This window comes from Rhodococcus sp. BH5, from assembly GCF_027583855.1.
In the GTDB taxonomy this organism is placed as follows: Bacteria; Actinomycetota; Actinomycetes; order Mycobacteriales; family Mycobacteriaceae; genus Rhodococcus_F; species Rhodococcus_F qingshengii.
The window spans coordinates 821,946-845,635 of record NZ_JAJHVW010000001.1 but is presented as its reverse complement, the minus strand read 5'-3'; the positions used below and the strand labels follow the sequence as shown (position 1 = coordinate 845,635).

Below are 23,690 nucleotides of genomic sequence, written 5' to 3'. Positions count from 1 at the left end.
CAGTCGAGATGTTCTACGACGACGATGCCGATCTGTCGATCATTCAGGGCCGCAAGGTTGCTGTGATCGGCTACGGAAGCCAGGGCCACGCCCATTCGCTGAGCCTGCGTGACTCGGGCGTCGATGTGCGCATCGGCCTCAAGGAAGGCTCGAAGTCGCGTGAGAAGGCTGAAGAGCAGGGGCTGACGGTCGGTACGCCGGCCGAGGTTTCCGAGTGGGCCGACGTCATCATGGTGCTCGCACCTGACACCGCGCAGGCGAGCATTTTCACCAATGACATCGAGCCGAACCTCAAGGACGGCGACGCGCTGTTCTTCGGTCACGGCCTGAACATTCACTTCGACCTGATCAAGGCTCCGGAGTTCGTCACCGTCGGCATGGTCGCCCCCAAGGGCCCCGGCCACCTGGTGCGTCGTCAGTTCGTCGACGGCAAGGGCGTTCCCGCGCTCATCGCCATCGACCAGGATCCCAAGGGTGAAGGACAGGCTCTCGCTCTGTCCTACGCCAAGGGCATCGGCGGAACCCGCGCAGGCGTCATCAAGACCACGTTCAAGGAAGAGACCGAGACGGACCTCTTCGGCGAGCAGGCCGTGCTCTGCGGCGGCACCGAGGAACTGGTCAAGACCGGTTTCGAGGTCATGGTCGAGGCCGGCTACGCACCCGAGATGGCGTACTTCGAGGTTCTGCACGAGCTCAAGCTCATCGTCGACCTCATGTACGAGGGTGGCATCGCCCGCATGAACTACTCGGTGTCCGACACCGCTGAGTTCGGTGGATACCTCTCCGGCCCGCGCGTCATCGACGCCGACACCAAGGAGCGCATGAAGGCGATCCTGGCCGACATCCAGTCCGGCGAGTTCACCCGTCGTCTGGTTGCCAACGTCGAGAACGGCAACACCGAGCTCGAGGGCCTGCGCAAGGCCAACGCCGAGCACCCCATCGAGGTCACCGGCAAGAAGCTGCGCGACCTGATGAGCTGGGTCGATCGTCCGATCACCGAAACCGCGTAATTCGCAGTTTCACGCTCCACGTCTCCACTGGCCTGATGCCGCGCCGGTTCAATTACGTTGAACCAGCGCGGCATTGGGCCGGAGTCGTTTTCCGGGTCGTCTGAGTCCGGATTCATATTCCGTCGAGAATTTGCCCGCGAAAGTGTCCACTATGTGGTATTGCCTACCGCGTTGTGGATTCCAAGTGAGCGCGCACTAAACTATCGGTGGTTAAACCACCTTCACACCCACCTAATCAGGGAGTTTGCACGTGAGCCAGCCTGGCCGTCCCGTTGTTCTGATCGCCGACAAGCTCGCGCCGTCCACAGTCGAGGCGCTCGGTGACGGTGTGGAGGTGCGTTGGGTCGACGGACCCGACCGCCCGGCGCTGCTCGCCGCGGTACCCGAGGCCGACGCGATTCTCGTCCGTTCCGCCACTACCGTCGACGCCGAGGTTCTGGCTGCCGGCACCAAGCTGAAGATCATCGGCCGCGCCGGTGTCGGCCTGGACAACGTCGAGATCCCCGCGGCCACCGAGCGCGGCGTGATGGTCGTCAACGCACCGACCTCCAACATTCACTCCGCTGCCGAGCACGCTGTCGCGCTCCTCATGTCGACCGCTCGCCAGATTCCCGCAGCAGACAAGACCCTGCGTGAGAACACCTGGAAGCGAAGCAAGTTCAACGGTGTCGAGATCCTCGGCAAGACCGTCGGTGTCGTCGGACTCGGCCGCATCGGCCAGCTCTTCGCGCAGCGTCTCGCTGCGTTCGAGACCACGATCATCGCGTACGACCCCTACCTGCCCGCAGCGCGCGCAGCGCAGCTCGGCATCGAACTGGTCACCATCGACGAGCTCGTCGAGCGCGCCGACTTCATCTCCGTGCACCTGCCCAAGACCAAGGAAACGGCCGGCCTGATCAACGCCGAGCGCCTCGCCAAGGCCAAGGACGGCGTCATCATCGTCAACGCCGCTCGCGGTGGTCTGATCGACGAAGATGCGCTCTACGACGCACTCGTCTCCGGCAAGGTCCGAGGCGCCGGTCTCGACGTGTTCAGCACCGAGCCGTGCACCGATTCCAAGCTTTTCGAGCTCGACAACGTCGTTGTCACCCCGCACCTCGGAGCATCGACGTCCGAGGCTCAGGACCGCGCAGGCATCGACGTGGCCAAGAGTGTTCTCCTCGCTCTGGCAGGCGAATTCGTTCCCGAGGCTGTCAACGTCTCCGGCGGCCCCGTGGGCGAAGAAGTTGCTCCGTGGCTCGAGCTCGTCCGCAAGCTCGGTCTCCTCGCTGCGACGTTGTCGCCCGAAGCTGTGCAGACCGTGCAGGTTGTCGCCACCGGCGAGCTGTCTGCCGAAACCGTCGACATCCTCGGCCTGGCTGCACTACGCGGCGTGTTCTCCGCCAGCAGCGATGAGGCCGTCACGTTCGTCAACGCTCCGGCACTGGCCGAGCAGCGCGGCGTGACCGTGTCGGTCGAGAAGCACTCCGAGGCTCTTGCTCACCGCAGCGCGGTCGAGGTGCGTGCAGTTGCCGCCGACGGCACGGTCACGTCGGTCACGGGCGCACTCACCGGTCTGCAGCAGGTCGAGAAGATCGTCAACATCAACGGACGCAGCTTCGACCTGCGCGCCGAGGGCCACAACATCGTCGTTCACTACAGCGATCGCCCGGGCGTTCTCGGTGTCCTCGGCACCGTCCTCGGAAACGCGGGCGTCGACATCCTCGCAGCAGCACTGAGCCAGGATGCCGAAGGCGAAGGCGCAACTGTCATCTTGCGCGTCGATCGCGTCGTCGGTGACGCCGAGGTCGAGGCAATCGTCTCGCAGCTCGACGCTCGCGTCGCCCAGGTCGACCTTTCCTGATTGTTTTTGCTGTGCGCCTTTATCAACCGCCCGCGGTTGATAAAGGCGCACAGTTCTACTGAGATGAGGACTCCATGAAGCTTGCGGTCATTCCGGGTGACGGAATCGGCGTCGAGGTCACTGCCGAGGCGCTCAAGGTGCTCGGCAAGTTGGTTCCGGATCTGGAAACCACCGAATACGATCTCGGTGCCCGTCGCTACAACGCCACCGGCGAGTTGCTCCCGGCGGACGAGCTGGACCAGATTCGTCAGCACGACGCAATCCTGTTGGGCGCCATCGGTGATCCGCGGATCGTCGCACCCGGCATCCTCGAGCGTGGTCTGCTGCTGAACATGCGCTTCCAGCTCGATCATCACGTGAATCTTCGCCCCGCACAGCTGTATCCGGGTGCGCTGTCGCCGTTGGCGGCCCAGCCGGAGATCGACTTCGTCGTGGTTCGTGAAGGCACCGAGGGTCCGTACACCGGAAACGGTGGAGCGATCCGCGTCGGCACCGATCACGAGATCGCAACCGAGGTGTCGATCAACACCTGGTTCGGGGCCGAGCGCGTGGTGCGTTACGCATTTGCCTTGGCGCAGACCCGGTCCAAGCACCTCACCTTGATTCACAAGACCAACGTGCTCTCCAACGCGGGCGCAATCTGGACGCGTGCAATCGAGACCGTCGGTGCCGAGTTCCCGGACGTCGAAACCGCGTACTGCCACATCGATGCGGCCACGATCTACATGGTCACCGACCCGTCGCGCTTCGACGTGATCGTCACGGACAACCTCTTCGGTGACATCATCACCGACCTCGCCGGCGCCGTAACCGGTGGCATCGGTTTGGCCGCAAGCGGAAACATCGATGCCTCGGGTACCAACCCGTCGATGTTCGAGCCCGTTCACGGCAGTGCTCCGGACATCGCCGGCAAGGGAATCGCTGATCCCACCGCCGCGATCCTCTCGGCCGCACTGCTTCTTCGCCATCTCGGACGCGAGGACGACGCCGCTCGGGTCGAGGCTGTGGTCGCTGCCGACCTGGCTACCCGCGGCGAAGGTCCCATCTCCACAACGGAGATCGGCGACCGGATCACTGCAGCGCTGTAAGGAATTCTTTCACGAGACTGACGCGCGTGAGCCTTTCGGCTTGCGCGCGTCAGTCGTTTCCGGCACCCCGATAGACTGGCCGGCATGCGTCTTGGTCGAATTGCCAGTCCCGATGGTGTTGCGTTCGTCAGTATCGAAGGTGAAGAGGATGCCCTCGTCGCCAAGGAAATTGCGGAGCACCCGTTCGGGAACCCCACATTTACCGGCCGAAGTTGGCCGCTCGCCGATGTTCGTCTGCTGGCTCCGATTCTCGCCAGCAAGGTGATCTGCATCGGCAAGAATTATGCAGATCACATCGCGGAGATGGGCGGAGAGGCTCCCGCGGACCCCGTGATCTTCCTCAAGCCAAACACGTCCATAGTTGGCCCGGGTGCCCCGATCGTCTTGCCTCCCACCTCGAACGAGGTGCACTTCGAGGGTGAACTCGCGGTCGTCATCGGTCAACCGTGCAAGGACGTTCCGGCGGCGAAGGCGTTGAGCGTGGTCCTCGGTTACACGATCGCCAACGACGTGTCGGCGCGAGATCATCAGCGTCACGACGGGCAGTGGACGCGCGCGAAGGGCCACGACACTTTCTGCCCACTCGGCCCCTGGATCGAAACCAGTCTGGATGCGTCCGACGTCGATATCAAGACCGAGGTGAACGGCCAGGTCAAGCAGGACAGCAGCACGGCTTTTCTCCTCCACGACATTCCGAAGATCATCGAGTGGATCTCGGCGGTGATGACTCTCTTGCCTGGCGACGTCATCCTCACCGGCACCCCCGCCGGAGTAGGCCCGATCGTCGACGGCGATTCCGTGTCGGTCACGGTCTCGGGGATCGGCACGCTCACGAACCCGGTGACCGCCAAGAGCTGATCTGACCCGGTTCGTTCAGTCACGCGACTACGGAGGCCCCATCCAACCGGATGGGGCCTCTGTCGTGGTGTGAGGTCGAGAGGTGTCTGTCGCAGAAAAGTTGCAAGATGGTAACTATCGCCAGTGGATTGATCGGGATTGCCAACCGACTCGAAGAAATCAGGCTCCGGGACTGACCTGCGGGTTTCATGACCCAGGCGAAGCTTCGCCTCTGATCCTCCTGGCGTTATGTCGGATTTGGCCAGGTTGGGAGAGTTCGCCATACGGTTTGCTGTCGCGGCCCGTAACAGACCAAATTCCCTGAAATGTAACGCTGAGCAGTAGGGTGACCGATAACTGGATAGAAGCCGATGGGGCAATCGAGTGGATTGCGCAGAAACGTGGTGATACATGACGACCTTCGCGGAAGCCTCCCGGACAGCGGCAGGGCAAGCGCGGAACGGGCAGCGGCCGGTGTGGCGAGACAAGAAGCGCTACCTGTGGCCACTGGGTTTGCTGGTTCCTCTCAGCCCGTTCGCTGCGTGGTTCCTGGTCGACAAATTCAGTCTCGGGCTCTTCTGGGCCATCGGGGCGTGGCTGATCGTCATCGTCATTCCCCTGATCGATCTCCTGGCGGGCGAGGACGGTAACAGCCCACCGGACGAAGCGATCCCTGAATTGCAAGAGGATCGTTTCTACCGCTGGTGCACGTACTTGTTCCTGCCCCTCCAATACGTCGGGCTGGTGTTCGTCGCGTGGTGTTGGGTGAACGCGCCGATGGCGGCGGGGGAGAAGTTCGCGCTCGCGATGACTGCCGGCGTGGTTGCCGGTGTGGGGATCAACGCGGCGCATGAATTGGGGCACAAGAGTGAGAAGCTCGAGAAGTGGCTCGCGAAAGTAGCGCTCGCGCAGTCCTTCTACGGCCATTTCTACGTCGAACACAACCATGGTCATCACGTCCGCGTCGCGACGCCGGAGGATCCGGCCAGCTCGCGGTACAAGGAAAACTTCTGGTTCTTCTTGCCTCGCAGCGTCATCGGCGGCCTGCGCTCGGGATGGCGGATCGAAAGCGCTCGTCTGAGGCGTCAGGGGAGACGGACGTGGAGTTACCGCAACAACATCCTGAACGCGTGGGCGATGAGTGTGGTTCTGTTCGGCAGTCTGATCGCCGCGTTCGGCTGGGAAATTGCGCCGTGGCTCGCCGTTCAGGCAATTGCAGGCTTCACGTTCCTCGAGACCGCCAACTATCTCGAGCACTACGGCTTGCTACGTGCGAAGCGGCCTGACGGCTCGTACGTCCGGTGCTCGCCCGAGGACAGCTGGAACAGCGACCACGTCGTCAGCAATCTGTTCCTCTATCAACTTCAGCGTCACAGCGACCATCACGCGAATCCGCGTCTGCGGTACCAGAGCCTGCGAAGTGCGGCCGAAGCGCCGCAACTTCCAGCGGGTTACGCAGTCATGATCGTCTGCGCGTGGGTGCCGCCGCTGTGGCGAAAGGTCATGGACAAGCGACTGCTGGCCTACTACGACGGCGACATGACACGCATCAACGTCCTGCCGGGTAAGTGATCGGCCGGATGGAGGAAGGGCTGCCGGACTAACCTGTAGTACGACCATCCATCATCGCCGAGCCAAGTGAGCCATGACCAACAGCGAAGTACGCGTCCGTTTCTGTCCGTCACCCACCGGAACCCCGCACGTGGGTTTGGTGCGCACCGCCTTGTTCAACTGGGCATTCGCACGACACCACGGCGGCACATTCGTGTTCCGTATCGAAGACACCGATGCGCAGCGCGACAGTGAAGAGTCCTACCAGGCCATCCTCGACGCCCTCCGCTGGTTGGGGCTCAATTGGGACGAAGGCCCGGAGGTCGGTGGGCCGCACGCACCGTATCGCCAGTCCGAGCGTCGCGACCTGCATCTCGACGTTGTTGCCAAGTTGCTGGCCGCGGGCGAGGCCTACGAGTCCTACTCGACCAACGAGGAGGTCGAAGCGCGACACAAGGCGGCAGGACGCGATCCGAAGCTCGGATACGACAACTTCGATCGCGAGCTCAGCGACGAGCAGCGCGCTGCCTACATCGCCGAGGGGCGCAAGCCCGTCGTCCGCCTCCGGATGCCCGATCATGATCTGACCTGGAACGACCTGGTGCGGGGCGAGACCACGTTCAAGGCAGGCACCGTTCCGGACTTCGCGCTGACTCGCGGCAACGGCATTCCGCTGTACACCTTGGTCAACCCGGTCGACGACGCGTTGATGAAGATCACCCATGTACTGCGCGGCGAAGATCTGCTGTCCTCGACTCCGCGTCAGCTCGCGTTGTACGAGGCATTGATTCGTATCGGTGTCGCCGATTTCACACCGTCGTTCGGGCACTTGCCTTTCGTGATGGGTCAGGGCAACAAGAAGCTTTCCAAGCGCGATCCCGAGTCCAACCTCTTCATCCACCGCGATCGGGGCTTCATTCCCGAGGGATTGCTGAACTACCTGGCTCTGCTCGGGTGGAGCATCGCCGACGATCACGATGTCTTCTCGCTCGACGAGATGGTTGCGGCCTTCGACGTCTCCAAGGTCAACTCCAATCCTGCCCGCTTCGACCAGAAGAAGGCCGACGCGATCAATGCCGAGCACATTCGTCTGCTCGAGCCGGCCGACTTCGCCGGTCGTCTGAAGTCGTTCCTGGTGGAGCACGGACACATCGGCGCCGACGTCGACGAAGCGACGTTCACTGTTGCGGCGGACCTCGTGCAGACGCGCATCGTCGTCCTGTCCGACGCGTGGGATCTGCTGAAATTCCTGTTCGTCGACGAGGCGTCGTTTGCTCTCGATCCGGCCGCGACGGCAAAGAACTTGAAGGAAGATGCCGGTCCGGTTCTGGACGCGTCTCTTGCGGCGCTCGATGCCATCTCAGAGTGGTCGGCGGCCAGTATCGAGGAAGCACTCAAGAAGGCCCTCATCGAGGATCTGGAGCTCAAACCGCGTAAGGCCTTCGCTCCGGTTCGGGTCGCGATCACGGGCTCTCACATCAGCCCTCCGCTGTACGAGTCGATGGAATTGCTCGGTCGTGAGGTCTCGCTCGCTCGGTTGCGCGCCGGTAGGGCAGCGGTAACCGCCTAGATCGGACGGTCTTCCGGCCGAAAATGAAGCAAAAACCTCCTGTGACCATACGATTTGGTATTTGGGGCAGGGGTACTGGTAATCTTCTTTTCGGCCGGAGACGAGCCGCCGAGCACAACAGCGAAGCGGATCGAGCAAGGCTGGTGAGCAAGACCTTGGGGTATGGTGTAATTGGCAACACAGCGGTTTCTGGTACCGCCATTCTAGGTTCGAGTCCTGGTACCCCAGCGGAAATCCGGTCGATTTTGTGGCCGGACTCAGACAAGCTAAGCTTGCTGAGCATCCAAGAGCAAGACTGAAATACCACGTTTAAAAGCGTGTCCTGGCCCCGTCGTCTAGCGGCCTAGGACGCCGCCCTCTCAAGGCGGTAGCGCGGGTTCGAATCCCGTCGGGGCTACAAAGGAAAGACCCTCCGATCATTGATCGGGGGGTCTTTTCGTGTGTGCGGGAAATGTTTCCGGCGATGCGAAAAACGATCACCCCCAGTCGAATTCGACTGGGGGTGATCGTCATCTCACTCTGTTGTCCGCGATCGGTTATCCGCTCTTACGGCGGAACTCTCGCTTGTGATCGGCGGGGCCATGCGTGTTGTGGACCTTGGACTGTCCGTCGCGATGGTCGGTCGATTTGGCGTTCTGATGATTCTTCCGTTCGAGGGCCTCACGGAACTTTCGTTTGGTTTCCTCCGATTGGGATTCGGGTTCGGACGGGGTGTTGCTGTCGAGATCGCTCATATGCTCACTCCTTGTTGTTGGGCCTGTTGGTGAAACTACGCCGGCCCGAATTCGATTGCTCGTGATTTTTCCGCTCACGAATCTCAGGGCTGCGGCGGCGGTGCGGTAGAGCCGGAAAGAGGCATCGCAGGCATCCCGAGCTTGCGGTGATCCCACGAACGAGTTCGATCGGGAACGAACCGTACCGCGACGCGCTTGTGGAGCATCGCGTCGACGGCCGGGCGGAGATCGTCGGTGTACGGGCCCGTGTATCGCTCCCAGACGCTGATTCCCACAGCGAAGAGGGCTTCCGGATCTTCGACGATGACCCCGGTACCCTCCATCGAGACTCCTCGGAGCGTGTCGTACGTCTGACCGTCTTCGATCAGGACGGACATTCGGGCGTCCCGGCGAAGATTGACGGCCTTCTGAGACTTGGCTTTGGTCTCGAACCAGATTTCGCCCTCGACTATCGCGAACCACATCGCGATCAGGTGAGGCATTCCGTCGGCGCTCAACGTCGCCATCGTTGCCGTACGGCTCTTTTCGACGAAGCTCGAGATTTCGGCCTCGGTCATCGTGATCTGACTACGCTGCTTTCCTGCCATGGTCGCGTCGTACTCCTACGTGCTCGAGGATCTGAAGGCCTTACTGTGTCACGAATTACAGACGCTTGTGGAGCGCTTCGGCAGCTGCGAGAAGGTCCGCCGCCCAGCGGGCTCCCGGTCGTCTACCCATCCGATCGATGGGGCCGGAGACCGAAATCGCGGCAATGACAGCGCCTGCCGAGTCGCGGACGGGAGCCGCGACGCTGGCGACACCGGGCTCACGTTCGGCCGCGCTCTGTGCCCAGCCGCGCCGGCGAACCTCGAGGAGCACTCGTTCGCCGAAGGACGCATCGGCGAGGACGGTCCGTTGGGTTTGTGGATCTGCCCATGCGAGAAGGACCTTGGCGCCGGATCCGGCGTTCATCGGCAGTCGGGCTCCGACGAGCACCGTGTCACGCAGGCCCGTCGGTGGTTCCATCGACGCGACGCAGATGCGTTGTGTGCCTTCGCGACGGTACAGCTGGACGCTTTCGCCGGTGATTTCGCGAAGGCGGGGGAGGATGAGTCCGGCCGCAGCAATGAGTGGATCATTAGCGGTGGCAGCGAGTTCGGCGAGTCCGGGCCCTGGGCACCACTGACCGTCCGAGTCGCGAGTGAGGAGTCGATGGACTTCGAGACCGACGGCGAGTCTATGGGCGGTCGCGCGCGGCAAACCGGTTCGTGCACAGAGTTCGGTGAGGCTGCACGGTTCCTCAGCTACTGCATGAAGCACGCCCATTGCTTTGTCCAGGACGCCGATGCCGCTATGCTGTCTCATAGGTCGATACCAGATTCTCGCATAGTGGGATGCTACCGCATTTCCTGGAGGGATAGCGCATTTCCTCGGGACAGTCTGCATCTGCTGTGAAGGCTGGGGACCTACTTCACGCGCGGCGGGCCAGCCCGTAGTCCGCCGACGCGAGGCTACGTACAGAGGTGGAAGACATGGCACAGAAAGCACGCACTCTCGCCGAGAAGGTGTGGGACGACCACGTTGTCGTGAAAGGGGAGGGGCAGGATCCCGACCTCATCTACATCGATCTCCACCTCGTTCACGAAGTGACGAGCCCCCAGGCATTCGACGGACTTCGCCTGGCGGGACGCCAGTTGCGCCGTCCCGACCTGACGATTGCCACCGAGGACCACAACGTTCCGACGATCGACATCGACAAGCCGATCGCAGATCCTGTGTCCAAGACTCAGGTCGACACCTTGCGCCGAAATTGCGAGGAGTTCGGAGTTCGCTTGCACCGCATGGGCGATCTCGACCAAGGCATCGTGCATGTGGTCGGACCGCAGCTCGGCCTGACGCAGCCCGGAACCACCGTGGTGTGCGGCGACAGTCATACGTCGACGCACGGCGCATTCGGTGCGCTCGCAATGGGAATCGGCACCAGCGAGGTCGAGCATGTGATGGCAACGCAGACATTGTCGTTGCGCCCCTTCAAGACCATGGCGATCACGGTCGACGGCGAGCTGCCTCCCGGCGTCACGAGCAAGGACTTGATCCTCGCAGTCATCGCCAAGATCGGCACCGGCGGCGGCCAGGGCTACGTACTGGAGTACCGCGGCGAGGCCATTCGCAAACTGTCGATGGAAGCTCGTATGACCATCTGCAACATGTCGATCGAGGCCGGAGCCCGCGCGGGCATGATCGCACCGGACGAGACCACTTACGAGTTCATCAAGGGCCGTCCGCATGCACCGTCCGGCGCAGAGTGGGACGAAGCCGTCGCCGCGTGGGAGTTGCTCAAGACCGACGAGGGCGCGGAATTCGACAACGAGGTTCACATAGACGCAAGCGCATTGACGCCTTTCGTCACGTGGGGAACCAATCCGGGTCAGGGTGCGCCGCTCGGCGACCGTGTGCCTGATCCCGAACTGATCGTCGACGAGAGCGAGCGTCAGGCAGCCGAGAAGGCGCTCACCTACATGGGTCTCGACGCCGGTATGCCGCTTCGGGATGTTTCTGTCGACACCGTGTTCGTCGGTTCGTGCACCAACGGACGCATCGAAGACCTGCGCGCAGTGGCGGAGGTGCTCGAGGGTCGCCATGTCGCAGAGGGCGTTCGGATGCTCATCGTTCCCGGCTCGATGCGGGTGCGGGCTCAAGCCGAAAGCGAAGGTCTCGGTGAAATCTTCACAGCGGCAGGGGCTGAATGGCGCCAGGCCGGTTGCTCGATGTGCTTGGGAATGAACCCTGACCAGCTTGCTCCCGGCGAGCGTTCGGCATCGACGTCCAACCGGAATTTCGAAGGCCGACAGGGTAAAGGCGGCCGGACCCATCTGGTTTCCCCGCTCGTCGCGGCTGCCACGGCGGTCCGCGGAACGCTCTCGGCACCGGCCGATCTGGTCTGACCCACTTACCATCTCGAGGAGAATTTCGATGGAATCCTTTACCACGCACAAGGGTATCGGCGTCCCGCTGCGACGCTCGAATGTCGATACCGACCAGATCATCCCTGCCGTGTACCTGAAACGGGTGACGCGCACCGGATTCGAGGACGGGCTGTTCGCAGGCTGGCGTACCGACCCCAACTTCATTCTCAATCTGGCTCCGTACGACAAGGGAAGTGTCCTCGTGGCCGGTCCCGATTTCGGCACGGGCTCTTCGCGTGAGCATGCCGTGTGGGCTCTCTCCGACTTCGGATTTCGGGTCGTCATCGCTTCCCGGTTCGCCGACATCTTCCGCGGAAACGCCGGAAAAGCCGGTCTCGTAGCGGCACAGGTCGAGCAGAGCGACGTCGAATTGCTCTGGAAGTTGCTCGAAGAGCAGCCCGGACTGGAATTGACAGTAGATCTCGAGAATCGGACCGTCAGCGCCGGAACTACGGTGGTGCCGTTCAATATTGACGACTACACACGGTGGCGTCTGCTGGAGGGTCTCGACGACATCGGACTGACATTGCGGCAGGTAGACGCGATTTCCGAGTTCGAAAAGTCAAGGCCTTCATGGAAACCGACTACCCTTCCAGCCCGAATTTCACAGGGCTGAACCGAAATCCGCAACTCCGCGCGGGAAGAGAAATAGGTCACCATTTCGCAGTCACGTTGAATGAGAATTGGCGTGGCACATAGACTCTTGCCGTTATCAGGTTTACCGTGGTTCTCAGTCGGTCCGACGGTGGACCACAATTAGCGGAGGAATTTCAATGAACAAGGCAGAGCTCATCGATGTTCTGACTGAAAAGCTGGGTTCGGACAGGCGCACAGCGACCGACGCAGTGGAGCACGTCGTGGACACCATCGTCCGCGCCGTCCACCGTGGCGAGAGCGTGACCATCACCGGCTTCGGAGTCTTCGAGCAGCGTCGTCGTGCAGCACGTGTTGCACGCAACCCGCGTACGGGCGAGACCGTCAAGGTCAAGCCGACGTCGGTTCCGGCTTTCCGTCCGGGTGCGCAGTTCAAGGCTGTTATCGCTGGTGGACAGAAGCTTCCGGCCACCGGCCCGGCAGTCAAGCGTGGCGTAGCAGCACCGGCCACCAAGGCTGCAGCCAAGAAGGCTGCTGCCAAGAAGACCGCAGCCAAGAAGGCTCCGGCCAAGAAGGCTCCGGCCAAGACCACAGCCAAGAAGACGGTTGCCGCGAAGGCTCCCGCCAAGAAGGCTCCCGCCAAGAAGGCTCCGGCCAAGACCGCAGCCAAGAAGACGGTTGCCACCAAGGCTCCCGCCAAGAAGGCTCCGGCCAAGACCGCAGCCAAGAAGACGGTTGCCACCAAGGCTCCCGCCAAGAAGGCTCCGGCCAAGACCGCAGCCAAGGCTCCGGCCAAGAAGGCTCCGGCCAAGAAGGCCCCCACCAAGACCGCAGCCAAGAAGGCTCCGGCCAAGAAGGCTCCGGCCAAGCGCGCAAAGTAGTCGCGTTCGGGTGAAAAACCCGATGCCGTAAGACAAAGAGGTGCAGCCGCGGATCAGATCCGCGGCTGCACCTCTTTTTGCTGTCTGGGAGAAGTGTGAATTCTCCTGTGTTTCAGTGCTTTGCAAAACTACCGAATCGAGCTGGGTGTTGGTTGGTCCAAATCCCTCAGGAGGTGGCGACTTTGGGGAGCGGGCTGTCGAGGTGATCCGCGGCTACCAGACGGCCGTCGAGGAACGAGAGCACCCAAGTGCTCGCCTTACGGTTGCGCGCCGAGGGCAGTGTTACACCGGCCGTATCAGCCCACCAGCGCATCAAATCGGGGATGACGCCTCCTTGGCTGCAGATTACGGGAGTGCCCTCCAGTGCGGCGATCTGCAGCGCACGCGCCCTGGCGGCGTCGGGATCGGCCTCGTAACCTTCTTCGGTCAGAAGAGGTTCCGTCGAAATCTCTACACCCAATGCCTCCGCCAATGGCATCACAGTGTCGATGCAGCGCGTACGGTCAGCCGCGAAAACCGAATCGGCTCCGAAGATTTTCAGCTGTTCGACCAAGGCGGCGGATTGCTCTTTGCCCTTGGCGTCGAGTGGACGCACATTGTCGTCGCCCTTGTATCGCTTACGGCTTCCAGCTTTTGCGTGGCGGACGAGTAATACCGTTTTCGTGTCAGGCCGAAGGGAAACGAAGCGGCGAAGAATCATTCGATCCATCGGGTAGGAAAGATGATCGGCTACCTCGGTGACCGGAAGCCAATAGAGAACATCCACTTCGCTATTCGGCCCGAAATCTCCGTCCACTGCTTCGGCCGACCAGTATTCGACCCGTTTGAGTTTGCGATGTCCCGGGATCGGGTACGTCACGCCACCGAGGTGCCTTCCGAAACGTCCGGTGATCGAGGTCTCTTCGCGGACCTCGCGAACTGCTGCGGTCAAGAAGGTCTCGCCGGGATCGAGCTTTCCTTTGGGGAATGACCAGTCGTCGTACTTCGGTCGATGTACGACGGCGATCTCGATGGCGGAAGGATCCTGAGGAGCCCTCCGCCACAGAACCGCGCCTGCGGCAAAGATGTTGGCTTTGACCGGCTTGTCGCTCATTGTGTGATCCGAGCCCGTCAAGACCCGCTGGCGGTGCGGCTGCGCATCAACGACTGTTGATGCTCACGTACGTCCTCACCGCGTTCGGGGGCAGCGACCCAACTCCCGTCCGGATGCAGTACCCAGCAGCGAGTTCGGGGATCGAGCGCGGAGTCGAAGATGTCACCGAGTTGCTTCGACAGTTTCGGGTCCTTGACCTGCACCATGACCTCGACGCGGCGATCGAGGTTGCGGTGCATCATGTCTGCGCTGCCGATCCAGAATTCGTCGGCCGAGCGGAAATGGAACATTCGCGAGTGTTCGAGGAAGCGTCCGAGAATGGAACGTACTTCGATGTTTTCGCTGAGGCCGGGAACGCCCGGCTTGAGCGCGCAGATTCCGCGAACCACGATCTCGACGGGGATACCGGCCTTGGATGCGCGGTACAACGCGTCGATGACCTGCTCGTCGACCAATGCGTTGGCCTTCAAGCGGATACCGGCATCGCGGCCTGCGAGCTTGTGAGCGATCTCGTTGTCGATCCGCTCGATGATCCCGCGGCGAACCCCGTACGGCGCTACGAGAAGGTTGCGGTAGCTCGTCTTTCGGGAGTATCCGGTCAGCGAGTTGAAGAGGTCGGTGAGGTCTGCACCGATCTCCGGTGCTGCGGTGAGCAATCCGACGTCCTCGTACATGCGCGCGGTCTTCGGGTTGTAGTTGCCCGTGCCGATGTGGCAGTAACGAAGAATGGTCGAGCCCTCTCGTCTGACGACGAGGCACGTCTTGCAGTGAGTCTTGAGACCGACGAGACCGTAGACGACGTGAACGCCGGCCTGCTCGAGTTTGCGTGCCCACTTGATGTTGGCCTGCTCGTCGAAGCGGGCCTTGATCTCCACCAGCGCGACAACCTGCTTGCCCGCTTCGGCGGCGTCGATCAGTGCATTGACGATGGGGGAGTCGCCGGAAGTGCGGTACAGGGTCTGCTTGATCGCGAGCACCTGCGGGTCGGCGGCGGCCTGTTCGATGAAGCGTTGAACGCTTGTGGAAAACGAGTCGTATGGGTGGTGGACGAGCACGTCGCCTTCGCGCAGGGTCGAGAACACGCTCTTCGGAGTCTCGCGTTCACCGAACGCAGGATGCGTCGCCGGGACGAACGGAGCGTCTTTGAGAGCGGGGCGGTCGACGGCGTAAACCTGCCAGAGGCAGGACAAGTCGAGGAGACCGGAAACCTCGATCACGTCGGCCGGATCGACGTCGAGTTCACGCAGAAGCAGTTCGAGCATGTGCTCGGTCATGTCGTCGGCAACTTCGAGGCGAACGGGTGAACCGAAACGACGACGCGCCAATTCACGTTCGAGTGCCTGCAGCAGATCCTCGTCCCGATCTTCTTCGACCTCGAAATCGGCGTTGCGTGTGATTCGGAAAGCGTGATGTTCGACGATTTCCATTCCAGGGAACAGCACGTCCAGATGAGCCGAAATCAGTTCTTCCATCGGGAGGAAAGAATCGATGGTGGACGAAGATGTCGTGCTCTTGACTCGCACGAACCGGCCGACGTTGTCGGGAACCTTGACGCGAGCGAAGTGTTCGCCGCGGGTGACGGAGTCCTTCACCGTCACGGCGAGGTTGAGGCTCAGTCCGCTGATGTAGGGAAACGGGTGAGCGTGATCGACTGCCAACGGCGTCAGTACCGGGAAGACCTGCTCGTGGAAATGCGCCGAGAGTCGGCCGTGATCGTCGGCGCTGAGGTCGGCCCATCGAACGATTGAAATGCCTTCTGCCGCCAGGGCAGGGCGGACCGAGTCGAGAAACACGTGCGCGTGCTTGTCGGCGAGTTCCTGGGTGCGACGCGCGATGAGCGCCAATTGTTCGCGTGGGGAGAGGCCGTCGGCGGACCTGACCGACAGTCCCGTCTCGTCGCGGCGCTTGAGTCCGGCGACCCGGACCATGAAAAATTCGTCGAGATTGGAAGCGAAGATGGCGAGGAACTTTGCGCGTTCGAGCAACGGCAGTGACTCGTCGGCGGCCAATGCGAGAACACGGGCATTGAAATCGAGCCAGCTGAGTTCGCGGTTGAGGTAACGATCCTCGGGAAGTCCGACGAGCAATTCGGGTAGCTCTGCCTTGGTAGCTGCAGGGGGAGCGCCCGGGATGTTGGTGGCGACCGCGACGGCCTGAGATCGCGGCGAGGTGGCCGCGCCGTTCTCGTGGCGGCCGGAGCTGTGGTCTCCGTCCGACTGGTCTTCGGAAATACGGTTTTCGAGTGCTTCGCCATTGCTCACTCGTCGATCATCCCCCACAATCGCGCGGTCCGACAATCGATGAAAGAAAATTCATCGACTGTTCGACGGCGTGGCCTTGAGTCTGGTCAACGAAGCCGATGTCGCGGGGCCTACTCCCAGTGCTCTCACAGTGCCGAGATCGGCATGGGTGTCGACGTCGGTGCGCAGTCCCGGCCATTGGCCATTGAGTGGACGAGCACCTGAATTGGCATGTCCAAGTGCGGATTCCGGCCCGAACCGAGGGTCGAGTGCGCTTTCGCCGCACGCAAACAATGCGGAAGTGCCGGTGCCGTGGTGATCGACGACGACTGAACGTCCGCCGCTTCGGGCCGCGGCCACGGCCTCCGTCAGTTCGCTCGGTTGCATGGCGGGCAAGTCGGCTTGCAGCACAACGAGGTCGACCACTCCGCGCTTGGCTCGGATATCGGCGGCCGCTGCACTCAACGCCGCGTTGAGGGTTTCCTCCGTGCGCGGTGTTGCGCCGTTGGTTCGGGCGCCGTCGGGAGCTGGATCGGCGTAGACCGTCACGCCGACGGAATATGCAAGGGCGGCAACGGTGGGGTCTGGGGTGACCACTGTGACGCTGTCGATGGCCGAGACGGCTGCAACTGTGGCGAGGGTGTCGTGAAGCATGGCCAACACGAGGTCTGCACGCGCGTCCGAGTCGAGTTCGCCCGCGAGGCGGGACTTGGCCGATCTCAAGGACTTGACGGCCACTATCGCATGCATGGGGCGTTCGATCTCCGTGCGCGCATGCGGTGTCTCCACGGCGTGTGGGTACGGGGGTTCCGCGCTGTCCATCCCTCGATCTTGCCAGTCATCACGCTCGGTGTCCGCGGCTGCCCACCGCAGTGCACCACAGGCGATACTCTGTGCAGACGATTTTTCTGGCGGCGACCCGCTTCGCCGGGTAGACGGGGTGAGCGTGTGAGTAAGGCAGCTGTATTGGGCGCAGGTTCGTGGGGAACGGCGTTGGCGAAGGTGATGGCCGAGGCCGGAACCGACGTGACGATGTGGGCCAGGCGTGAAGAGGTCGCGAAGCGCATCGACACCACGCACGAGAACAGCGACTATCTGCCAGGCATTGCTTTGCCTTCGTCGATTCGCGCGACCCACCACCACGAGGAGGCGATGGCAGGTGCTGACTTCATCGTGCTGGCGGTTCCCTCGCAGTCGCTACGAGCAAACCTGGAGCAGTGGAAAGGCTCGATCGGACCCGATGCGACTCTGCTGAGTCTGGCCAAGGGAATCGAGACCGGGACGCTCATGCGCATGAGCCAGGTCATCGTGTCGGTGACCGGCGTGGAACCGGGGCGCGTCGCGGTGCTCTCGGGCCCGAACCTTGCACACGAGATCGCCGGCGGGCAGCCCGCGGCGACGGTGATCGCCTGTTCGGATTCCTCGCGTGCCCTCGCTCTCCAGGATGCTTGTGCTACCGGCTATTTCAGGCCGTACACCAACTCCGACGTCATCGGATGCGAGATCGGTGGTGCGTGTAAGAACGTGATCGCGCTGGCCTGCGGCATGGCCGCCGGCAGTGGATTCGGCGACAACACGGTTGCCAGCATCATCACCCGTGGGCTCGCCGAGACGATTCGTCTCGGCGTTGCGCTCGGCGCCAAGGCGTCGACTCTTGCAGGCTTGGCGGGCGTCGGTGACCTGGTAGCGACCTGCACGTCCGAGTTGTCGCGAAACCGGACGTTCGGAGAGCGGCTCGGACGAGGCGGGTCGATGGAGTCGGCACAGAAGGCAACCAACGGTCAGGTCGCCGAGGGCGTGAAGTCGTGCACGTCGGTACGCGCACTCGCTGCCGGATACGACGTGGAGATGCCGTTGACCGACGCGGTCCACCGGGTGTGCCACGAAGGCATGGCCGTCAGCGATGCGATCGGTCAGTTGCTCGGACGCCGGACGAAGCCGGAATGAGTGAAATCGGTGTGGGTCGCTTCGAGGATTACGGGGATTCGACGCGCAGCGTGAGCGCCGTCGCGCGCGAACACGCCGCGGGTCAGCCCATGCAACTGGGCCCGATATTCGCTGCGCCGTACCAACTTTCGGCGGACGAAGGTTCCGAGTCCGATACCTATGCACGTGCATCGAACCCGGGTTGGCGCGGACTCGAATCCGCGCTCGCGGCGCTCGAGAGAGCGGACCACGCCCTCGTCATGGGATCGGGGATGTCCGCGATCACCGCTACCTTGCGCAGCGTCCTCGTCGCGGGGGATACCGTCGTCGTGCCCTCGGACGGGTATTACCAAGTGCGGTTGTACGCGAACGAGCGCCTCGCGCCGTTGGGAATCACCGTTCGCGAGGTTTCGACTCTGCAGATGGGCGACGCGAGCTTCATAGATCTGCTCGACGCGTCACCGGGCCGCGTGGTCGTCGTCGCCGAGACGCCGTCCAACCCGGTGCTGGACGTGGTCGACCTTCGCGTGCTCGCCGACGTGTGCCACCGTTCGGGTGCGCTGCTGATCGTCGACAACACGACCGCGACACCGCTGGGTCAGCGCCCGCTCGAATTGGGTGCCGACGTCGTGGTGGCCAGCGGTACCAAGGCTCTCAGCGGGCACAGTGACCTCCTGATGGGTTACGTCGCCACCTCCGATACGGCGGTGAGTCGGCAAATCGAGCGTGAGCGACTTCTCTCGGGAACGGTGCTCGGCCCCTTCGAGACGTGGCTTGCGCACCGGAGTCTCGGCACGGCAGGCCTGCGATTCGGGCGTCAGTGCGACAACGCGCTGGCGCTTGCCGAGATGTTGGTGGATCACAAAGCAGTCCGGTCCGTTCGTTACCCCGGCCTTCGCGGTGACCCGTCCTATGCAACGGCATCCGGTCAGATGAATCGATTCGGTGGATTGGTGAGCGTCGAGTTGGATTCGGCTCAGGCATTCCACTCGTTCGTCGAAGCGAGCGCTCTCGTCACGGCTGCTACCAGCTTCGGCGGGATCCACACGACGGCGGATCGCCGTGCGCGCTGGGGCGATCCGGTCAGTGCGGGGTTTGTCCGAATCGCTTGTGGCATCGAGGACACCGCCGATCTCCTGGCCGACATCGAGAGCGCACTCGACGCGTAAACGGGCCGGGTCGACGAAATCGGTCCGGCCCGATCGCGTGCCGCAGTCGATTCGGCGGTACGGTTTGACGCGTGAACAGCAGTCGTACCCGCGTGGCCGTGATCTTCGGTGGCCGGAGCAATGAGCATTCAGTGTCCTGTGTTTCCGCCGGAAGCGTCCTGAGCAACCTCGACCCCGATCGGTACGACGTCGTACCGATCGGCATCACCGTCGACGGTTCCTGGGTGCTCGGTTCGAGCGACCCCAGCTCCCTCGCGATCAGCGGGCGCGCGCTGCCGTCGGTCGACAAAGACGGAACGTCGGTGGTCCTCAGCGCGGACCCCACCCGCGAGGGCGAGGTCATCTCCTTCGACGGCTCCGACGCCGGTGCTGTGCTCGCGTCGGTCGACGTCGTGTTCCCCGTTCTTCATGGGGCTTACGGCGAAGACGGCACGATTCAGGGTCTGCTCGAACTTGCCGGGGTTCCGTACGTCGGACCCGGAGTTCTGGCCAGCGCCGCCGGCATGGACAAAGAGTTCACGAAGAAGCTTCTTGCTGCTGAAGGACTTCCCGTTGGAGTGCAGGTCGTGCTTCGACCGGGAACCGCAACGCTGACCGAAGAGCAGAAGGCGGAATTGGGCCTTCCGGTTTTCGTCAAGCCCGCTCGTGGAGGCTCGTCCATCGGCATCACTCGGGTGAGCAATTGGGACGGTCTGGACGGGGCGATCGCTCATGCACGCCTGCATGATCCCAAGGTGATCGTCGAAGGCGCGATCATCGGCCGCGAGGTGGAATGCGGCGTCCTCGAATTCCCGAACGGCGACGTCAAGGCGAGTGTGGTCGCCGAGATCCGGATGCCGGATTCCGACGCCGATTCGGACGCGTTCTACGACTTCGACACCAAGTACCTCGACGACGTCTGTGAATTCGACATCCCCGCGAAACTCGACGAGTCGGTGAGCGACCAGATCAGGGAGCTTGCTGTCCGCGCGTTCAAGGCACTCGATTGCCAGGGACTCTCGCGGGTCGATTTCTTCGTCACGGCTGACGGCCCGGTGATCAACGAGATCAACACGATGCCCGGGTTCACTTCCATCTCGATGTACCCGAAGATGTGGAACGCCACCGGAATCGATTACCGCACTTTGATTTCGACTCTGGTCGACACCGCCGTCGCTCGCGGCACCGGCCTTCGCTGATCAGGGAACCGCGACCGGCGCCGGGTCGAGAGGCTTCTGTTCGAGAGTCGCCGTGATGGTGTCGGAGATTTCCTGAATCGGCGTCGGACCGGTCCCGTCGGGGATCGTGATACCGATGTATTCACCGCGGTCTACGGCAAACCAAGTGCTCGCCGCCAAACCGATGTCGGTTCCCGAGACCTGGAACCACTGGACACCGTTCACGACCTGTAGTGCTGCAGCCTGGTCGAACTCGGACGGACGGTCGAGTCCGCAGCGCAAGACGATCGGCTCTCCTTCGCTGCGCTGCCACGCTGCCGCACCGGCCGGAGCAGGTTCTACCAATTCGGCTTTCGTGAAGTCGTCGATCTTGTCGGGGAGCGCGCCGAGAAGGGAAACGCAGGCCGGCGACTCCGCTGCCGGTGCCGGCACGGGTCCCAATGCAACCGGCGAGAGTTCAGGGTTGTTTCCCGCGACGACGGCCGCGATCACTACTCCGACGATCAGGGCTACCGGGAGTGCGATGGCGGTGGCGATCAGCGCCGGACTGCGGCGCTCTGACGGATCGTCGTCGCCGTCGGGGTCGATGTCGGCGTTGTCTGCGGTGGAGGTGTTTTCTGCCATGCTCAGTTCTTCGCTCGGGTCCTGGTCCAGTCGATCAGCGGTCTTGTCACTTCTGAGAGCATGTCGGTGAATCGGTAGGATTGCCGACACACGCGTGAGCTTGCAGAAGCATTCACGACCACAGCTAGAAGGTACCGCAGGCCGCTTACGAGCGAATTGCGTCGGCATTGGAGAGACTCATCGCATCATCGGAGTTCACTGCATCATCGGAGTTCACTGCATCATCGGAGTTCGGGTCGGAGCCCACTGTCGAGCAGGTGGGGGAGTTCGACGTGATCGCGCGATCTCTTCTCGGCCGAATCCAACCGGTCACCACTGAATTGGGGCCGGGTGACGATGCCGCCATCGTGACTTCCGGAGACGGCCGTGTGGTTGTCTCGTCCGACATGTTGGTCGAAGGTCGACATTTCCGAATGGATTGGTCTTCACCACGCGACATCGGCCGGAAGGCAGTGGCACAGAACGCTGCTGATGTGGTCTCGATGGGAGCGCGGCCGACGGCCTTCACGGTGTCTCTGGGGTGCCCGCCTTCGACACCCGTCGACGTGGTCGACGCAATCTCCGCGGGAATCTGGGACGCGGCAACCGATCTGGGTGCCGGTGTGGTCGGCGGTGACCTGGTCCAGTCACCGGTGATCGTGGTGTCGGTGACCGTGCTCGGCGATCTCGGTGGCCGTGCGGCAGTTCTGCGTTCGGGAGCAAAGATCGGTGACAAGATCGCGGTCGCCGGGTTGTTCGGTTGCTCGGCAGCAGGGTTGGCACTACTGCTCGACGAAGCCGTACTGCTCGACAAGCCCGCAAACTTTCCAGATTTGCTTGCCTCCCATCGCGTTCCGAATCCGCCGTATCAATCGGCATGGGACGCCGCAGAATCAGCACATTCCATGACGGACGTGTCCGACGGATTGATCGCGGACCTTCGACATCTCGCAGAGGCCTCGCACGTGCGGTTCGACATCTTCTCGGCTGCGGTTCCGACCTCACCGGATGTCGCATCGGCGGCCGAGGCGCTCGACGTCGATCCGCTGGACTGGATCCTCTCCGGTGGTGAAGATCACGGATTTGCAGCAACTTTCGGGCCTGAGGTCGAGATTCCGTCGGGTTGGATCGTGATCGGTGAGGTTGCCGCCGGTTCGGGCGTGAGCGTCGACGGTTCGCTTCGCGAGAGCGGCGGGGGCTGGCACAGCTTTTCGACCACCGGTACCACCGCGGTATAGGTTGCTTTCATGGCTGTATACGCACTTGGAGACAGAGTTCCGGACATTCATCCGGACGCATACGTCCACCCGGACGCGGTGGTGATCGGCGCCGTGACTCTCGCATCGGGTACCTCGATCTGGCCGCAAGCGGTATTGCGTGGTGACTACGGAACCATTTCGGTGGGAATCGGATCGAACATCCAGGACGGAACCGTCATCCATTGCACCGCCGTCGATGCGACTGTCATCGGTTCCGGTTGCGTCGTGGGCCACAACGCGCACATCGAGGGATCGACCATCGAGGACCATTGCCTGATCGCGTCGGGGTCAGTTGTTCTCAACGGAACGGTGATCGGGACGGGGTCGATCGTCGCCGCTGGTGCGGTGGTGGCCAACAAGATGCAGGTTCCGCCGCGCAGCATGGCACTCGGTGTCCCCGCCAAGGTCCGTGCGGGATACGAGGTTCCGCTCGGTCACCTCGACGGCAACGTCAAGATGTACGCAGCCAATGCGGCGTACTACCGCGACGCGTTGCGCAGGCTCGACTGATGGCGCCGCTTGCAGAGATCGTCGACCCAGGGTGGGCGCGAGCACTCGAACCGGTGTCGGAGCAGATCACCGCGATGGGTAAGTTCTTGCGCGAAGAGATCGCTGCGGGACGGGAGTACCTACCGGCGGGGGAGAACGTCTTGCGTGCGTTCACGAACCCTTTCGAGGACGTTCGAGTGCTCATCGTCGGTCAGGACCCTTATCCGACGCCCGGTCACGCTGTCGGGTTGAGCTTTTCGGTTGCACCGGACGTGCGGCCGGTTCCGCGAAGTCTCGGCAACATCTACAAGGAGTATCACCAGGATCTCGGGTTGCCGATACCGCCGAACGGCGATCTGACGCCGTGGTCGAAACAAGGTGTGCTGCTTCTCAATCGCGTTCTCACCGTGCAGCCGGGTCAAGCCGCTTCTCATCGTAAGAAGGGCTGGGAGCCGGTGACCGAGCAGGCTATCCGCGCTCTGGTCGCGCGGTCGTCGCCGATGGTGGCGATCTTGTGGGGTCGTGACGCGGCCACTCTCGCGCCGATGCTCGGCGACACACCGATCATCGAATCCGCGCACCCGTCACCGCTTTCGGCCTCGCGTGGCTTCTTCGGTTCGCGCCCCTTCAGTCGTGCGAACGAACTCTTGACCGGACTCGGAGCCGATCCGGTCGACTGGAATCTGGGCTGATCGAACGGT

Annotated in this window: 22 protein-coding genes and 2 tRNA genes; 17 read left to right on the top strand and 7 right to left on the bottom strand. The window is 62.6% G+C overall.

Translation table 11 applies throughout. The annotated features are described in order from the left end of the window. Nucleotides 1–8 precede the first annotated feature (8 nt). The 8 genes from ilvC (at nt 9) to RhoBH5_RS03805 (ending at nt 8,296) form a co-directional block, all read left to right on the top strand. On the top strand, nt 9–1,010 hold the full coding sequence (gene ilvC / locus RhoBH5_RS03840) for a ketol-acid reductoisomerase (protein WP_030535412.1): 1,002 nt from the start codon (nt 9–11) through the stop codon (nt 1,008–1,010). A gap of 250 nt (nt 1,011–1,260) precedes the next feature. Beyond that, a complete protein-coding gene (gene serA / locus RhoBH5_RS03835) occupies nt 1,261–2,853 on the top strand; it encodes a phosphoglycerate dehydrogenase (RefSeq protein ID WP_003944758.1) in 1,593 nt (530 codons plus the stop codon). Nucleotides 2,854–2,927: 74 nt separating this feature from the next. Then, nucleotides 2,928–3,941, top strand: a complete 1,014-nt coding sequence (locus RhoBH5_RS03830) for a 3-isopropylmalate dehydrogenase (RefSeq protein ID WP_003944691.1) — start codon at nt 2,928–2,930, stop codon at nt 3,939–3,941. Nucleotides 3,942–4,025: 84 nt separating this feature from the next. Beyond that, on the top strand, nt 4,026–4,799 hold the full coding sequence (locus tag RhoBH5_RS03825) for a fumarylacetoacetate hydrolase family protein (protein WP_003944722.1): 774 nt from the start codon (nt 4,026–4,028) through the stop codon (nt 4,797–4,799). Between the two features lie 390 nt (nt 4,800–5,189). Next, a complete protein-coding gene (locus RhoBH5_RS03820; protein WP_030535413.1) occupies nt 5,190–6,350 on the top strand; it encodes an alkane 1-monooxygenase in 1,161 nt (386 codons plus the stop codon). A 73-nt stretch (nt 6,351–6,423) separates the two neighbouring features. After that, nucleotides 6,424–7,899, top strand: coding sequence for a glutamate--tRNA ligase (gltX, locus tag RhoBH5_RS03815; RefSeq protein ID WP_047271269.1), 1,476 nt, complete (start codon nt 6,424–6,426; stop codon nt 7,897–7,899). 156 nt (nt 7,900–8,055) lie between these two features. Beyond that, a tRNA-Gln gene (locus tag RhoBH5_RS03810) sits at nt 8,056–8,127 on the top strand. Between the two features lie 96 nt (nt 8,128–8,223). Then, nucleotides 8,224–8,296, top strand: a tRNA-Glu gene (locus tag RhoBH5_RS03805). A gap of 139 nt (nt 8,297–8,435) precedes the next feature. Here RhoBH5_RS03805 and RhoBH5_RS03800 read toward each other — a convergent pair. The 3 genes from RhoBH5_RS03800 to RhoBH5_RS03790 all read right to left on the bottom strand — a co-directional run bounded on the left by RhoBH5_RS03800 (nt 8,436) and on the right by RhoBH5_RS03790 (nt 9,977). Continuing rightward, nucleotides 8,436–8,633 carry a DUF5302 domain-containing protein gene (locus tag RhoBH5_RS03800; protein ID WP_007729345.1) on the bottom strand — a complete coding sequence of 66 codons (198 nt, stop codon included), beginning with the start codon at nt 8,631–8,633 and terminating at the stop codon, nt 8,436–8,438. An 83-nt stretch (nt 8,634–8,716) separates the two neighbouring features. Then, nucleotides 8,717–9,220, bottom strand: coding sequence for a pyridoxamine 5'-phosphate oxidase family protein (locus RhoBH5_RS03795; protein ID WP_070162237.1), 504 nt, complete (start codon nt 9,218–9,220; stop codon nt 8,717–8,719). A gap of 55 nt (nt 9,221–9,275) precedes the next feature. Beyond that, nucleotides 9,276–9,977, bottom strand: coding sequence for an IclR family transcriptional regulator (locus tag RhoBH5_RS03790; RefSeq protein WP_007729342.1), 702 nt, complete (start codon nt 9,975–9,977; stop codon nt 9,276–9,278). Between the two features lie 158 nt (nt 9,978–10,135). Between RhoBH5_RS03790 and leuC the strand changes: the two genes are divergently transcribed. The 3 genes from leuC (at nt 10,136) to RhoBH5_RS03775 (ending at nt 13,053) form a co-directional block, all read left to right on the top strand. Further along, nucleotides 10,136–11,557 (top strand): 3-isopropylmalate dehydratase large subunit, encoded by a 1,422-nt coding sequence (gene leuC, locus RhoBH5_RS03785; protein WP_003944727.1) that lies wholly within the window; start codon nt 10,136–10,138, stop codon nt 11,555–11,557. Nucleotides 11,558–11,585: 28 nt separating this feature from the next. Continuing rightward, nucleotides 11,586–12,194 (top strand): 3-isopropylmalate dehydratase small subunit, encoded by a 609-nt coding sequence (gene leuD / locus RhoBH5_RS03780; RefSeq protein ID WP_003944724.1) that lies wholly within the window; start codon nt 11,586–11,588, stop codon nt 12,192–12,194. Between the two features lie 157 nt (nt 12,195–12,351). Further along, nucleotides 12,352–13,053: an HU family DNA-binding protein gene (locus tag RhoBH5_RS03775; protein ID WP_270007962.1), complete on the top strand. Its 702-nt coding sequence runs from the start codon at nt 12,352–12,354 to the stop codon at nt 13,051–13,053. Between the two features lie 166 nt (nt 13,054–13,219). Here the strand turns inward: RhoBH5_RS03775 and RhoBH5_RS03770 are convergent, their stop codons facing one another. The 3 genes from RhoBH5_RS03770 to cofC are packed head-to-tail and all read right to left on the bottom strand — an operon-like array spanning nt 13,220 to nt 17,208. Next, on the bottom strand, nt 13,220–14,146 hold the full coding sequence (locus RhoBH5_RS03770) for a bifunctional NUDIX hydrolase/histidine phosphatase family protein (RefSeq protein ID WP_270007961.1): 927 nt from the start codon (nt 14,144–14,146) through the stop codon (nt 13,220–13,222). Nucleotides 14,147–14,163: 17 nt separating this feature from the next. Then, a complete protein-coding gene (locus RhoBH5_RS03765) occupies nt 14,164–16,407 on the bottom strand; it encodes an RNA degradosome polyphosphate kinase (RefSeq protein ID WP_270007960.1) in 2,244 nt (747 codons plus the stop codon). Between the two features lie 51 nt (nt 16,408–16,458). Continuing rightward, the gene (gene cofC, locus RhoBH5_RS03760) at nt 16,459–17,208 is read right to left on the bottom strand and encodes a 2-phospho-L-lactate guanylyltransferase (RefSeq protein WP_080552786.1); all 750 of its coding nucleotides are present in this window, start codon (nt 17,206–17,208) and stop codon (nt 16,459–16,461) included. A 126-nt stretch (nt 17,209–17,334) separates the two neighbouring features. Here cofC and RhoBH5_RS03755 point away from each other — a divergent pair, with 126 nt between their 5' ends. From RhoBH5_RS03755 to RhoBH5_RS03745, 3 genes are all read left to right on the top strand, one after another. After that, nucleotides 17,335–18,333, top strand: a complete 999-nt coding sequence (locus tag RhoBH5_RS03755; protein WP_030535420.1) for an NAD(P)H-dependent glycerol-3-phosphate dehydrogenase — start codon at nt 17,335–17,337, stop codon at nt 18,331–18,333. Then, complete coding sequence (locus tag RhoBH5_RS03750; RefSeq protein ID WP_270007959.1) at nt 18,330–19,481, top strand: cystathionine gamma-lyase; 1,152 nt, start codon at nt 18,330–18,332, stop codon at nt 19,479–19,481. The genes RhoBH5_RS03755 and RhoBH5_RS03750 overlap by 4 nt, the downstream gene beginning before the upstream one ends. A gap of 71 nt (nt 19,482–19,552) precedes the next feature. Beyond that, nucleotides 19,553–20,659 carry a D-alanine--D-alanine ligase family protein gene (locus tag RhoBH5_RS03745; protein WP_042450837.1) on the top strand — a complete coding sequence of 369 codons (1,107 nt, stop codon included), beginning with the start codon at nt 19,553–19,555 and terminating at the stop codon, nt 20,657–20,659. On the opposite strand, the gene RhoBH5_RS03740 is transcribed toward RhoBH5_RS03745, so the two are convergent. Then, nucleotides 20,660–21,352: a DUF3515 domain-containing protein gene (locus tag RhoBH5_RS03740; RefSeq protein WP_003942765.1), complete on the bottom strand. Its 693-nt coding sequence runs from the start codon at nt 21,350–21,352 to the stop codon at nt 20,660–20,662. A gap of 77 nt (nt 21,353–21,429) precedes the next feature. Here RhoBH5_RS03740 and RhoBH5_RS03735 point away from each other — a divergent pair, with 77 nt between their 5' ends. From RhoBH5_RS03735 to RhoBH5_RS03725, 3 genes are read left to right on the top strand one after another with little or no spacing between them, the layout of a single operon-like run. Then, nucleotides 21,430–22,479 carry a thiamine-phosphate kinase gene (locus tag RhoBH5_RS03735; protein WP_211920394.1) on the top strand — a complete coding sequence of 350 codons (1,050 nt, stop codon included), beginning with the start codon at nt 21,430–21,432 and terminating at the stop codon, nt 22,477–22,479. Between the two features lie 9 nt (nt 22,480–22,488). Further along, entirely contained in the window at nt 22,489–23,010 is a 522-nt protein-coding gene (locus tag RhoBH5_RS03730; RefSeq protein WP_042450835.1) for a gamma carbonic anhydrase family protein, read from the top strand. Next, the gene (locus RhoBH5_RS03725; protein ID WP_042450832.1) at nt 23,010–23,681 is read left to right on the top strand and encodes a uracil-DNA glycosylase; all 672 of its coding nucleotides are present in this window, start codon (nt 23,010–23,012) and stop codon (nt 23,679–23,681) included. Before RhoBH5_RS03730 ends, RhoBH5_RS03725 begins: the two co-directional genes overlap by 1 nt. The last annotated feature ends 9 nt before the right edge of the window (nt 23,682–23,690 follow it).